The organism is Streptomyces corchorusii (assembly GCF_001514055.1).
GTDB classification, from domain to species: domain Bacteria; phylum Actinomycetota; class Actinomycetes; order Streptomycetales; family Streptomycetaceae; genus Streptomyces; species Streptomyces olivaceoviridis.
In genome coordinates this window covers 204,015-217,024 of sequence record NZ_KQ948351.1, presented here as the reverse complement: position 1 = coordinate 217,024, position 13,010 = coordinate 204,015, and the positions used below count along the sequence as shown (strand labels likewise).

The following is a 13,010-nucleotide window of genomic DNA, read 5'->3' as shown; positions in this document are numbered from 1 at the left end:
CGCCGTTCAGGCCAGGAATGTAACAGCCGTGACCGGGGCGCTTCCGCTTCCGTCCGCGGCGGCGGGCACGGCCGGTGTCCCGGCCGGGCCCGCCGCGGGCGCCGGTCAGGCGGGCAGGGCGTTGTTCCGGATCACCTCGGCGTACCAGTGGGCGCTGGCCTTGGGGATGCGGCGCTGGGTGGCGTAGTCGACGTAGACGGTGCCGAAGCGCTTCGAATAGCCGTAGGACCACTCGAAGTTGTCCAGCAGCGACCACAGGAAGTAGCCGCGCACGTCGGCGCCGTCGGCGATGGCGCGGCGGACGGCGTCCAGGTGGGAGTGGAGATAGGCGATGCGCTGCGGGTCGTTGACCCGTCCCTCCGGGGAGACGTAGTCGTCGAAGGCGGCGCCGTTCTCGGTGACCATCAGCGGAAGCCGCGGGTGCGAGGCCGCCAGCCCGGTCAGCAGCGTGTGCAGTCCGCTCGCGTCGATGGCCCAGTTCATCGCCGTCAGATCGTCGTTGGCGAGGTGGAAGGCGACGTGCTCGGAGCCGGTCCACGGGGAGTGGTCGCTGGCGCCGTGGCCGTCGTTGCGGGTGCTGGCGGCTCCGTCGGCGGGCAGCGAGACCACGGTCGGCGAGTAGTAGTTGACGCCGAGCACGTCGATGGGCCGGGAGATCTCCGCCAGGTCCCCGTCGTGCACCAGCTCCGCCCAGTCGACCAGGTGGGCGGTGTCGGCCAGCAGGTCCTCGGGGTAGGCGCCGTCCAGGAGGGGCCCGGTGAAGATCCGGTTGCCGACCGCGTCGATGCGGCGGGCGGCCTCGGCATCCTCGGGGCTGCCGGTGAGCGGGCGCACCTGGTGCAGGTTGAGGGTGATCGAGGTCTGGGCGGACGACGGCAGGGCGGCGCGCAGGGCGCCGACGGCCCGGCCGTGGGCCAGGTTCAGGTGGTGCGCGGCGCGCAGGGTGGCGGCCGGGTCGGTCCGCCCGGGCGCGTGCACGCCGGAACCGTAGCCCAGGAACGCCGAGCACCACGGTTCGTTGAGGGTGGTCCACACGCCGACCCGGTCGCCGAGGGCGCGGGCCATGATGTCGGCGTAGTCGGCGAAGCGGTGGGCGGTGTCGCGGTGCGGCCAGCCGCCGACGTCCTCCAGCTCCTGCGGCAGGTCCCAGTGGTAGAGGGTGGCGACGGGCGTGATGCCCGCCTCCAGGAGCTCGTCGGTGAGGCGGCGGTAGAAGTCCAGGCCGCGCTCGACGGCGGGCCCGCGGCCGGTGGGCTGCACCCGGGACCAGGAGATGGAGAAGCGGTAGGCCTTGAGGCCGAGTTCCTTCATCAGGGCGACGTCGTCGCGGTACCGGTGGTAGTGGTCGGCGGCGATGTCACCGGTGTCGCCGTTGCGCACCTTGCCGGGGGTGTGGCTGAAGGTGTCCCAGATGGAGGGGGTGCGGCCGTCCTCGGCGGCGGCGCCCTCCACCTGGTAGGCGGCGGTGGCGGCACCCCAGACGAAGCCGGTCGGGAAGGAGGTGTCCGAGGCCGGCTGGGCCGTGGTCTCGGGTCGTACGGCGGTCATGGTGAGAACGCTCCCAAAGGGGGGTGAGAAACGGACGACGGACGGCGGTCCGGCGGTGCGGGAGTGAAGGGGGAGGGAGGGCGGGGCGCGGCGGGGTGGTGCCCGGTCCGGTACGGCCCGCTGCGGGGCGGCCTGTGCGGGCGGTACCGGACCGGAGACGAGGGCGGGCCGACGGGACGCGGCGCGCGCCGGCCAGGGGGGCGGGGCCGGCATCGTGGCGTGGCGGCCCCGCGGCACCGGCAGGGCTCAGCCCTTGACGGCGCCCGCCATGATCCCTCCGACGATCTGCTTGCCGAAGATCACGAAGACCAGCAGCAGCGGCAGGGTGCTGATCAGCGCACCGGCCATGACGATGCTCTGATCGGGGGTGTAGGAGGCGCTGAGCTGGCCGAGCGCCACCTGGATGGTGGGGTTCTCCTGGTTCAGCGCGAGGAAGGGCCAGAAGAAGTCGTTCCACGCCTGGACGAAGGTGAGCATGCCCAGCACCATCATCGCGGGCCGGGCCACGGGCAGCACCACGCTCCACACGATGCGGAAGTTGCTCGCCCCGTCGACCTTGGCCGCCTCGATCAGCTCGTACGGCAGGGCCTCGATCAGGTACTGGCGCATGAAGAAGACGCCGAACGCGCCGACCAGGGTCGGGAAGATCACCGACTCCAGCTTTCCGCCCCACCCGATGTCCGACATCATCATGAACAGCGGGACGACGCTGAGCTGGGGCGGGATCGTCAGCGTGGCGATCACCGCGGTCATCAGCACGCCACGGCCCCGGAAGCGCATCTTGGCGAAGGCGTAGCCGGCGAGGGTGCAGAAGAACAGGGTGGCGACGGTGATGCAGCCGGCCACGATGACGCTGTTGACGATGGCCTTGCCCAGGTGGGCCTGCTCCCAGGCCGCCTGGAGGTTGTGCCACAGTTTGCCGCCCGGCACGAGCGGCGGCGGGGTGTCCAGGACCCGCTGCTGGTCGTGCGAGGCGGCCACCAGGGTCCAGTACAGCGGGAAGATCGATCCGAGGCCGACGACGACGAGGGCGACGTAGGTGAACGGACCGCCCCTGAGCTGCTGGCCGGCTCCTATCTTGAAGCGGGCGCGGCCCTTGCCGGGCGCGGTGGGAAGCGGTGCCGGGCCGAGGTCCGGCGCGGTCGTGGTGGGACTGGTCGTGGTCATCGATGTCGCTCCCGTCAGGCCGCGCTCTTGCGCATGAACCGGCCGACGATCCAGTTGATCAGGGCGATGAGCAGCAGCAGGACGAGCATGGCCCAGGCCACGGCCGCCGCCGGACCCAGGTGGCCCAGCTTCCAGCCGTAGTTGAAGAGGTAGATGCTGAGTGTCTCGTACTGGTGCTCGCTGCCGCCGATCGAGCCGAGGGTGCCGCCCTGGAGCAGCAGCGGCTCACCGAACAGCTGCATCGAGCCGATGGTGGAGATCACGATGGTGAACAGGATCGTGGGCCGCAGCGAGGGGATGGTCACCTTGCGGAACTGCTGCCACCGGCTCGCTCCGTCGATGGAGGCGGCCTCGTACAGGTCGGTGGGGACCGCCTGCATGGCCGCCAGGTAGATCAGCGCGTTGTAGCCGGTCCACCGCCAGATGATGATGACCGAGATGGCGATCTTGGAGGTCCACTCCCCGTCGGCCCAGTCGATGTTGCCGGCGCCGAAGAAGTGCAGCACCCAGTTGAGGATGCCGCCGTCGGCGCGGAAGACCAGCGCGAAGACCAGGGCGGCCGTGGCCACCGAGGTGGCGTACGGGGTGAGGATGATCGTGCGCCAGAAGGTGCTGGCGCGCAGCTTGTAGTTGAGCAGATGGGCCAGGCCCAGCGCCACGAGCAGCTGCGGGACGGTGGAGATGACACCGATGACGAAGGTGTTGGTGACGGCCGTCCAGAACTCGGAGTCCTGGAGGATCTTGGCGAAGTTGTCCCAGCCGACCCACTGGGACTGGTCCAGGCTCGTCATCTCCACCCGGTGCAGGGCGATCCAGCCCGTGTACAGCAGTGGGTAGAGCCCGAAGGCGCCGAAGATCAGGAAGAAGGGGGCTATGTAGGCGTACGGCGAGGCCTTGTCGTCGAAGCGCCACAGCCGGCTGCGCCAGGTGCCGCGTCCGTTCGACGCGGCACCGGTGCCGCCGGGCGGCGGGGTGTAGGCGCCCCGGGCGGGGGTTGTCGTTGCCACGGAGGGAGTCCTTCCCTGGAGGTTTCGGCCGGGTGGGGCGGGAAGCGCGTTCGGGGACCGGGGTCGGTCCGCCCCTCCCCGCGCGGATCGGTACGGTGGCGAACGGCCCACGCCGCGGCCTGACGTGCGTGTGGGGCGGAGCCCCGGCCGTCGGCTGCCGGGTCCCGCCGGGTGGTGCCGTGGGCGGCGCCCGCCGTCGGGCACCGCTCACGTCGTCGAGCGCGTGGGGGCGCGGGCGCCCGGTGGGCCCCCGCACCCGGTACGGCTAGCCGAGCGCCTTGTCGATCGAGTCGGTCGCGGCCTTCCACGCGTCGGCGGGCTTGGTGCCCCGCTTCTCCATGTTGTTGATCTGGTTGGAGATCGTGTCCTTGATCACGCCGTCCTTCGCGCCGAGCACCGCCTCGGGGATGGACTTGGCCTCCTCGGCGTAGATCTGGCCGATGGGGGCGTCGCTGAAGTACGGCAGCTTGGCGCTCTTCACGTCGGCCAGCTCGTAGGCGCCCTTGTTGGACGGGAAGACACCGATCGCCTTGAACACCGCGGCCTGCTGCTCCGGGGCGGTCAGCCACTTGACGAGCTCCGTGGCCTCCTTGACGTGCTTGCCGCTCTTCGGGACGGCGAGGAAGCTGCCGCCCCAGTTGGCCGCGGTCGAGCCGGGGGCGCGGGAGATGTCCCACTTGCCCTTGAAGGAGTCGCCGGAGTTGACGGAGATCTGGGCGGCCATCCAGGCGGGGCAGGCCACGGTGGCCACGGTGCCCTTGCGGAGGGCCGCGGTCCAGGCGTCGGTGAACTGCGGCAGGCCCTGGGTCAGCTTCTTGTCGGCGGCCTCGGCGGCCAGGTTCCAGCCCTGCTGCACGGACGGGCTGTCCTTGTAGACCGGCTTGCCGTCGGCGTCGTAGTACTGCTGGGCGGAGGAGCTGACGACCGCGTTGTACATGGCGGACGCGGAGTCCATGAAGTAGGTGCCGGAGGGCGCCTTCTTCTTGTACTGCTCGCCGAGCTTGAGGTAGTCCTCCCAGCCGCCGGCGACGGCCTTGGCGACGGCCTCGCGGTCGCTGGGCAGGCCGGCCTCCTTGAAGAGGTCCTTGCGGTAGCACAGGGACATGGGGCCGATGTCGGTACCGGCGCCGATCACCGTGCCGTCCTTGGCGGTGGCCTGCTTCTCCTTCCAGGACACCCAGTCGTTCACGTTGATCGTCTTGCTGAGGTCGGCGAACTTGGCCGACTGGGTGTCCACGACCTCCTTGATGCGCCCGACCTCGATGCCCGTGACGTCCGCGAGGCCGCTGCCCGTGTTCAGCTGCTGAAGGAGCTTCGGGTAGTAGTCCTGCTCGTTGGCGGTGGTCTCTTCCTTGACCGTGATCTTCGGGTGCAGCTCGTGGTACTTGGCGAACAGTCCGGCCTCCTTGTAGCCGAACTGCCCGAAGTCGGCCACCGTGAGGGTGATGTTCCCGTTGGCGTCCGTGTCCGAGTCGTCGTCGCTGCTGCAACCGGTCAGCAGCAGCGCGGAGGCCGTCAGGACCGTCGTGGCCAGCGTCGCGGTTCTGCGGCCGTGACCACCGCCGGTACGGGTGATGCGCATTCCACTACTCCTTGTTCCAGTGGGGAACGGGACCTCAGGAATCGGACCGTCAGGCCTGACGGTCCGGACCTGCCCTCTCGGTTCGAGCAGCGGCTAGCCAACAGCACACGGCGTGCGGCGGGAACGTGCTGGTCAACGGTGTGCCATGCAAGGTAGAGGGGAAGGCCATGGGTGATTCGATCCAAGCGGAAGAGACCCCGGTCACCCCGTGGGACCGCTCCCACGCGGCATGCCGGAAGACTCGTCGGTGCCGGGCCCGGGTGTCAAGACTTGAATACGGGCTTGTTGCCTAAGCGTGTTCCGCGTGTCACGCGAACGTGTTGCGCGACCCGGCGCAACCGGCCCGTCATCTGGCCGTTCCCCGCAGCGTCGTAGCAGGTCACCGGCGGGTCGCTCCCCGTTCACGGCCAACTGCGCCCACGCGCCCACCCCTTGCCGGACGCCCTGGGTCAGAATGAAGCGCCCCTCAACCGGACCGCCGGAAGGTGAACGATGAGCCCTGCCGAACAGCCGCAGCCGCACAGGACCGCGGACGTCCGGCGCCCGACCCTGAACGCGGTGGCCGCGCGCGCCGGGGTGGGCCGCGGAACGGTCTCGCGGGTGATCAACGGCTCCCCCAAGGTCAGCGCACGCTCCCGGGCGGCCGTGGAACAGGCCATCGCGGAACTCGGCTACGTCCCCAACCGCGCCGCCCGTTCGCTCGCCACCCGGCGCACGGACGCGGTCGCGCTGGTCGTGCCCGACGCCGAGACCCGGCTCTTCTCGGAACCGTACTTCTCCGGGATCATCCGGGGCGTGTCCACCGGACTCGCCGGTGCCGGCATGCAGTTGCTGCTCGTCCTCACGGGCGACGAGAAGGAGCACGGCCGGCTCGCCGCCTACCTGGCCGCCCACCGGGTGGACGGCGTCCTGATGATGGCGGTCCACGGGGACGACACCCTGCCCGACCGGCTGGAGGAACTGGCCGTGCCGACCGTGCTGGCCGGGCGGCGCAGCGACCGCGAGCGGCTGGGCCACGTCCGCGCGGACAACCGGGGCGGCGCCCGGCTCGCCGTCCGGCATCTGCTGGCGGGCGGACGCCGGTCCATCGGCACCATCACCGGCCCGCTGGACATGGATGTGGCGCGGGCGCGGCTCGACGGCTACCGGGAGGCGCTGTACGAGGCCGGGGTCGCCGTCGTGGACGACCTCATCGCGGCGGGCGACTTCACCGAGGAGGGCGGACGCGTGGCCATGCGGGAACTGCTGCGCCGGCGCCCGGACCTGGACGCCGTCTTCGCCGCCTCCGACGTGATGGCGTCCGGCGCGGTGCTGGAACTGCGCGCGGCGGGGCGGCGGGTGCCGCACGACGTGGCGCTGATCGGCTTCGACGACTCCATCGTGGCCCGGCACATCGATCCCCCGTTGACCAGCGTGCGCCAGCCGCTGGAGGAGATGGGCCGCACGATGGCGAGCCTGCTGCTGGAGGAGATCGCCCACCATGGCACCGGCCGCCGCGAAGTGGTCCTGCCGACGGAACTGGTGGTGCGCGGGTCGGCGTGAGGGGGTGGGGGGTTGGGGTTCGGGGGCTGGGGTTCGGGTTGGGGTTCCGGGGCTGGGGTTGAGGGTTGGGGGCTGGGGGCCGGGGTTCCGGGGTTGGCCTGAGACGCCGTGCGGCGGACAGGAGGACGCGGGTCAGCCGAGAGGCCGAACCTCGGCCCGAGAAGTCGCAGTTCAGCCCGAGAAGCCGCGCGGCGACCGACCGGACACGGGACGGTCTGCGAAGTCGGGCGTCGGCCCGAGGAGTTGCCCCCGGGCATATCGATCGCGGTCGGCCCCTTTCGCCGTGGGAGCGCTCCCATGCATAATGCGTGCACTCGACCCCTGGGAGAGCCCTCATGCCCGAACCGACGACCGTGGCCTTTCCTCCCGCCTTCCTCTTCGGCGCCGCGACCTCGGCGTACCAGATCGAGGGGGCGGTGCGGGAGGACGGCCGCACCCCCTCGATCTGGGACACCTTCAGCCATACGCCGGGCAGGACGGCCGGCGGCGAGACCGGGGACATCGCCGTCGACCACTACCACCGCTACCGCGACGACGTGGCGCTCATGGCGGAGCTGGGCCTGACCGCGTACCGCTTCTCCGTCTCCTGGTCCCGGGTGCAGCCGACGGGCCGGGGGCCGGCGGTCCAGCGGGGCCTGGACTTCTACCGCCGCCTGGTCGACGAGTTGCTCGCGCGGGGCATCACACCGGCGCTCACCCTCTACCACTGGGACCTGCCGCAGGAGCTGGAGGACGCGGGCGGCTGGCCGGAGCGGGACACCGCGTTCCGGTTCGCCGAGTACGCGCAGCTCGTCGGCGAGGCGCTGGGCGACCGGGTGGAGCAGTGGATCACCCTCAACGAGCCGTGGTGCAGCGCCTTCCTGGGCTACGCCTCCGGGGTGCACGCCCCCGGCCGGACCGACCCGGCGGCCTCGCTGCGCGCGGCCCACCACCTCAACCTCGGGCACGGACTGGCGGTTTCCGCCCTCCGCGCGGCGATGCCGACCGGCAACCGGATCGCGATCAGCCTCAACTCCTCCGTCGTACGGCCCCTTTCCCAGGACCCGGCCGACCTGGCCGCGGCCCGCCGGATCGACGACCTGGCCAACGGTGTGTTCCACGGGCCGATCCTGCACGGGGCGTACCCGTCGTCGCTCTTCGAGGCCACGCGCTCGGTCACCGACTGGTCGTACGTCCTGGACGGCGACGTCCGCACGATCAACGCCCCGCTGGACGCGCTGGGCCTGAACTACTACACCCCGACGCTGGTCTCGGCCGCGTCCGGCGGGGCCAGGGGCCCGCGGGCGGACGGCCACGGCTCCAGCGACCACTCGCCCTGGCCGGCCGCCGACGACGTCCTGTTCCACCAGACCCCCGGCGACCGCACGGAGATGGGCTGGACGGTCGATCCGACGGGCCTGTACGACCTGCTCATGCGCTACACGCGCGAGGCGCCCGGCCTCCCCCTCCACATCACCGAGAACGGCGCGGCCTACGACGACAAACCCGACCCCGACGGCCGGGTGCACGACCCCGAGCGCATCGCCTACCTGCACGCCCACCTGGCGGAGGCGCGCCGCGCCATCGCCGACGGCGCCGACGTACGCGGCTACTACCTGTGGTCCCTGATGGACAACTTCGAGTGGGCGTACGGGTACGGCAAGCGGTTCGGCGCGGTGTACGTGGACTACGCCACGCTGGAGCGGACGCCGAAGTCGAGCGCGCGGTGGTACGGGGAGGCGGCGCGGACGCGGGTGCTCCCGCCGGTGGCTCCGGGGGCCTGAGAGCGGGGCGGGGCCCGGCGGGTGTGATCCGCCGGGCCCCTCGCCCGGTCATCGGTGGGCGGCGCGCCTACTTGTACGCCCCGAACGCCTTGGAGAAGGCGAGCGGTTCCTGGGTGACGGAGCTGCACGTGGCGTCGGCGGTGGGCTTGGTGCCACCGGCGCACTGCTTGTCGCGGGTCGCCGACCACATCGACAGCCAGCCGAGCCCCTTGGACCGGGCGAAGTCCACCAGCTGGGCGGCGTCGTCGACCTTGAAGACCTCGGAGGAGACGTCGTTGACGCCGATCATCGGGGTGACGGCCACGGCCTTCCAGGCGGCGGAGTCGGACAGCCCCAGCACGCTCTTGACCTGGGCCTGCGTAGCGGTCGCGGCCTGCTCGGCGTAGGTGCCCATGTCGCCGCTGTACGAGGCGCCGTAGTCCATCGCCATGATGTTGACGGTGTTGATCCGCACGCCGTTGGACTTGGCGTTGGCGAGGAGGTTCACGCCGTCCTGGGTGAGGCCCTCGGGCATCACCGGGAGGGTGAAGGAGACGTCCAGGCCCGGGTGCTGCGCCTGGAGCTTGGCGATGGCCTGGGCGCGGCGGGTGTTGGCGGCGGTGTCGGGCAGCGCTCCGCCCTCGACGTCGAAGTCGACCTTGGTCAGCCGATACGAGTCGACCGCTTTGCCGTACGCCGCCGCCAGCGCGTCCGCGGAGGAGCAGGTGGTGGCCAGTTCGGAGCCGGAGGCCCCGCCGAAGGAGACCCGGACGTCACCGCCCTTGGCGCGCAGCGCGCCGATCTGCGCGGCCACGGCGTCACTGGTGAGGTCCGTGACCCCGCCCCACTTGGGGGTGCAGCCGCCGCCGTCGGTGAGGAAGGCGAGGTTGTAGTTCTTCACGCCGGTCGCGTCGGCGGCGCCGAGGAGGTCGAAGGCCGGGTAGAGGCTGGTGTCGACGTAGGGGGCGAAGCCGGCGGAGGCGGTGGTGCCGGATCCGGTGCTGCCGGTGGGGGTGGGGGTCGCGCTCTGGGTGGCGGGTGCGCTCTGGGTGGGGGCCGAGGTGGACGTGGAGGTGGGGGCCGGGGTCGGTGGCTGGGTGGTCTGCGGCGGCCGGCCGCTCGGCTCGGGGGTCGCGCCGCCGTCCGCGGAACACCGCGCGTCGTCGATACGGCAACCCGTCGGGTCGCCGCTGCCGTTGACCACGAAGCCGACGGTCACCGACTTGCCGGGGGCCAGGCCGTCGGTGTCCCAGGTGGCCGGCTTCACGGTGACGTGCTGACCGCTGACGCTCGACTCGCCGTTCCACAGGGAGCTGAGCCGGGCGCCCGCCGGGAGGTCGAACTCCAGCGTCCAGGTCTTCTCTGCCTGGCCGGTGTTGTTGGTGACGACGTACTGGGCGGTGTAGCCCGTGGACCAGTCGCTGGTCCTGGTGTAGGCGGCGTTCACACCGGCCGCGTTGGCGGTGCCGGTGAGCAGGACCGCGCCGCCGCCGATCACGGCCGCGGTCACCAGGCCGCCTATCGCCTTGTTCCTGCCACTGATCCTGCGCCGGTGCGTGCTCATGCGCGTGCCTGCCTTCGCTGTTCACGGGGTGAGGTGCGGCAGCACGCTAGCGATCACGAACGGGACGAACCGCTTGTTCGGGGCGTCCGTCGCAGACCTTAGGGTTCGCTTAAGGAAGCGATCGGGGACGGTTAAAGGTGGAGCCCGATTTGCCCGATCGGCGTCTGCGTACGGCCCCCCGCCGTACGCGCCCCACCCGCTTTTGCGCGTCCAGCTGGAACCAGATCCGCACCTCGGTGCCGCCCAGCACCGAGGAGCCGATGCGGACGTCTCCGCCGGTGGACTCGGCGAGCCGGCGGACGATGTCCAGGCCCAGGCCGGTGGAGCCGGTGTGTCCGGAGCCCCGGCCACGGGCCATCGCCGCCTCGGGATCGGCTATGCCGGGGCCCGCGTCGGAGACGAGCACGATCACCGCGTCCTCGCCGTTGTGCACGTCGACCGCGAAGGCGGTGCCCTCGGCGGTGTGCCGGAAGACGTTGCCGAGCAGGGCGTCGAGCGCGGCGGCCAGGTCGGCGCGGGCCACGGGTACGCGCACCGGCCGGTCGACGCCGGCCACCCGCCACTTGCGGCCCTCGTCCTCCGCCAGCGCGGACCAGAACTCCATGCGTTCGCGGACCACTTCGGCCGCGTCGCAGCCCGCGCCGGGTCCGGCGGCGGCCGTCTGCGGCTTGGCCTCGCGGGCCGTGCGGATGATGGTGTCGACCTCGCGCTCCAACTGGGCGACGGCGGCCCGGGTCTGCTCGGCGGCCGGTCCGGCGCCGAGGGAGGCCGCGTTCAGCCGGAGCACGGTGAGCGGGGTGCGCAGCCGGTGCGAGAGGTCGGCGGCCAGCTCCCGTTCGTTGGCGAGGAGCTGGACGACCTGGTCGGCCATGGAGTTGAACGCGACGGCGGCCAGCCGCAGTTCGCTCGGGCCGTCCTCCGGCACCCGGGCGCCCAGCTTGCCCTCGCCCAGCTCGTGCGCGCCCTCGACGAGCCGCCGCGCGGGCCGCACCATGCGCACGCCGAGCCGGTCGGCGACCGCGACCGAGCCGACGATCAGCGCGAGGCCGACGGCCGCGAGCACCGCCCAGGCCGTGCCCACGCCGTGGGTCACCTCGGACTCGGGGACGTACACCTCGACCACGGCTATCGCGCCGGAGCCGAGCGCAACCGGCTGGAGCAGGGTGGAGCCGCCGGTGACGGTGGTGGTGGAGGCGCGGCCGAGTCGTCGTACGGCCTCGATGTCGGCTCCCGCGGCGCGCTGCCGGCCGAGGTCGAGCGCGGCCCGGCCGCCCTCGGCGGGCAGGTGGACCGCCATCCCGGAGTCGGCGCCGGCCGAGGCCACCACCCGCTCCAGCTGGTCCCGGTCGGTGGTGATGGACAGCGCGGGCGCGACCGCCGCGGCCTTGCGCTCGGCGCCTGAGAACGCGCGGTCGCGGGCCATCTCCTTGACGACCAGGCCGAGCGGCACGGCGAAGGCGACCACGACCATCGTGGTGACCGCGAGGCAGACCTTGACCAGAGCCCATCTCATCGCGGGGCCTGCCCGTCCGAGGGGGGTTCCAGCTTCACCCCGACGCCCCGCAGCGTGTGCAGATAGCGCGGGCGGGCGGCCGTCTCCCCCAGTTTGCGGCGCAGCCAGGACAGATGGACGTCGATGGTCTGGTCGTCGCCGTAGGACTGCTGCCAGACCTCGACGAGGAGTTCCTTGCGCGGGACGACGACGCCCGGCCGTGCGGCCAGGAAGGCCAGCAGGTCGAACTCGCGGCGGGTGAGGTCGAGCCGGGCCCCGTCCAACTCGGCCTGGCGGCGCAGCGGGTCGACGGTCAGGCCGCCGACGCGCAGCACGGAGGAGGACGGGGCCTCGCCGCCGCCGGCACGGGCCCGGCGCAGCACGGCGGCGATCCGGGCGGAGAGGTGTTCGACGGAGAACGGCTTGGTCAGATAGTCGTCCGCCCCGGCGTTCAGCAGCCGGACGATCTCCGTCTCGTCGTCCCGGGCGGTGGCGATGATGACGGGTACGTCGGTGATCCCGCGCAGCATCTTCAGGGCCTCGGAGCCGTCCAGGTCGGGCAGTCCGAGGTCCAGGATGACCAGGTCGAAACGGAAATGGGCGACCTCGCGCAGCGCCTCCAGTGCCGTACCGACGCTGCGCACGGTGTGTGCGGCGTCGGTCAGATGCCGGATGAGCGCCGAGCGTACGAACTGGTCGTCCTCGACCACGAGCACACGTGCCATGCGCCGCACCGTACGCCATGCCGACAGCACCGGGCGGACGCCTGTGGACAACTCGGGGCATGTGCGAACGGCGGTACCCCTGGGGCAGTATGGCCCGCGATGCGCAGAGGACTCGTACACGTACTGGCGTGGCTGCTCGCGACGGGAGCGGCGGTCACGCTGTCGTGGTGGGGTGTCCACACGGTGATGACGGGGACGGCGTACGACCCGCCGCGCGCGCTTCCGGTCACGACCGCCGGCACGGACACCCGGGACGTGACGTCCGCGTCACCGGAGCGCTCCGCGTCGCCGACCCCGTCGCGCGAGCGGCCGGTCAGGCCGACGGCGACGCCGGCGCCCGCGCGCACGCCGGCCCGCACACCGACCCCGCCCCCGTCCCCCACCGTCACCCCCACCGCGTCCGGCCGGATCAAGTCCTACGACACCGACGGCGGCCGGGCGGTGTTCGACCTGCGGCCGGCCGACGCCTCGCTCGTGTCGGCGACCCCGGGGACGGGCTGGTCGATACAGGTGTGGAAGACGGAGAGCTGGATCCGGGTGGAGTTCAGCCGGGGCGCGGACCGGGTGTCGGTGTTCTGCACCTGGCACGACGGGCCGCCGCGGGTCGAGGTGGGCACGTACTGACCCACCGGGCGAGATTC

Annotated in this window: 10 protein-coding genes; 3 read left to right on the top strand and 7 right to left on the bottom strand. The window is 72.0% G+C overall.

The genetic code is table 11. The features are described 5' to 3' along the window. Positions 1–105 precede the first annotated feature (105 nt). The 4 genes from AQJ11_RS00975 to AQJ11_RS00960 form a co-directional block, all read right to left on the bottom strand. Positions 106–1,548: a GH1 family beta-glucosidase gene (locus tag AQJ11_RS00975; protein ID WP_014672900.1), complete on the bottom strand. Its 1,443-nt coding sequence runs from the start codon at positions 1,546–1,548 to the stop codon at positions 106–108. 246 nt (positions 1,549–1,794) lie between these two features. Then, positions 1,795–2,715, bottom strand: a complete 921-nt coding sequence (locus AQJ11_RS00970) for a carbohydrate ABC transporter permease (RefSeq protein ID WP_014672901.1) — start codon at positions 2,713–2,715, stop codon at positions 1,795–1,797. A gap of 14 nt (positions 2,716–2,729) precedes the next feature. Continuing rightward, complete coding sequence (locus AQJ11_RS00965) at positions 2,730–3,722, bottom strand: carbohydrate ABC transporter permease (RefSeq protein ID WP_014672902.1); 993 nt, start codon at positions 3,720–3,722, stop codon at positions 2,730–2,732. A gap of 265 nt (positions 3,723–3,987) precedes the next feature. Continuing rightward, positions 3,988–5,304 carry an ABC transporter substrate-binding protein gene (locus AQJ11_RS00960; protein WP_014672903.1) on the bottom strand — a complete coding sequence of 439 codons (1,317 nt, stop codon included), beginning with the start codon at positions 5,302–5,304 and terminating at the stop codon, positions 3,988–3,990. Between the two features lie 492 nt (positions 5,305–5,796). Between AQJ11_RS00960 and AQJ11_RS00955 the strand changes: the two genes are divergently transcribed. Together AQJ11_RS00955 and AQJ11_RS00950 are read left to right on the top strand one after the other, a co-directional pair. Then, complete coding sequence (locus AQJ11_RS00955; protein ID WP_059261499.1) at positions 5,797–6,846, top strand: LacI family DNA-binding transcriptional regulator; 1,050 nt, start codon at positions 5,797–5,799, stop codon at positions 6,844–6,846. A gap of 335 nt (positions 6,847–7,181) precedes the next feature. Then, on the top strand, positions 7,182–8,609 hold the full coding sequence (locus tag AQJ11_RS00950; protein ID WP_059261498.1) for a GH1 family beta-glucosidase: 1,428 nt from the start codon (positions 7,182–7,184) through the stop codon (positions 8,607–8,609). 67 nt (positions 8,610–8,676) lie between these two features. Here the strand turns inward: AQJ11_RS00950 and AQJ11_RS00945 are convergent, their stop codons facing one another. From AQJ11_RS00945 to AQJ11_RS00935, 3 genes are all read right to left on the bottom strand, one after another. Beyond that, positions 8,677–10,152 (bottom strand): glycoside hydrolase family 18 protein, encoded by a 1,476-nt coding sequence (locus AQJ11_RS00945; RefSeq protein WP_059261497.1) that lies wholly within the window; start codon positions 10,150–10,152, stop codon positions 8,677–8,679. A 109-nt stretch (positions 10,153–10,261) separates the two neighbouring features. Then, positions 10,262–11,665, bottom strand: coding sequence for a sensor histidine kinase (locus AQJ11_RS00940; RefSeq protein WP_014672907.1), 1,404 nt, complete (start codon positions 11,663–11,665; stop codon positions 10,262–10,264). Further along, positions 11,662–12,369: a response regulator transcription factor gene (locus AQJ11_RS00935; protein ID WP_059261496.1), complete on the bottom strand. Its 708-nt coding sequence runs from the start codon at positions 12,367–12,369 to the stop codon at positions 11,662–11,664. Before AQJ11_RS00935 ends, AQJ11_RS00940 begins: the two co-directional genes overlap by 4 nt. A gap of 99 nt (positions 12,370–12,468) precedes the next feature. On the opposite strand from AQJ11_RS00935, the gene AQJ11_RS00930 reads away from it, so the two are divergent. Continuing rightward, on the top strand, positions 12,469–12,993 hold the full coding sequence (locus tag AQJ11_RS00930) for a hypothetical protein (RefSeq protein ID WP_059261495.1): 525 nt from the start codon (positions 12,469–12,471) through the stop codon (positions 12,991–12,993). Positions 12,994–13,010 lie beyond the last annotated feature (17 nt).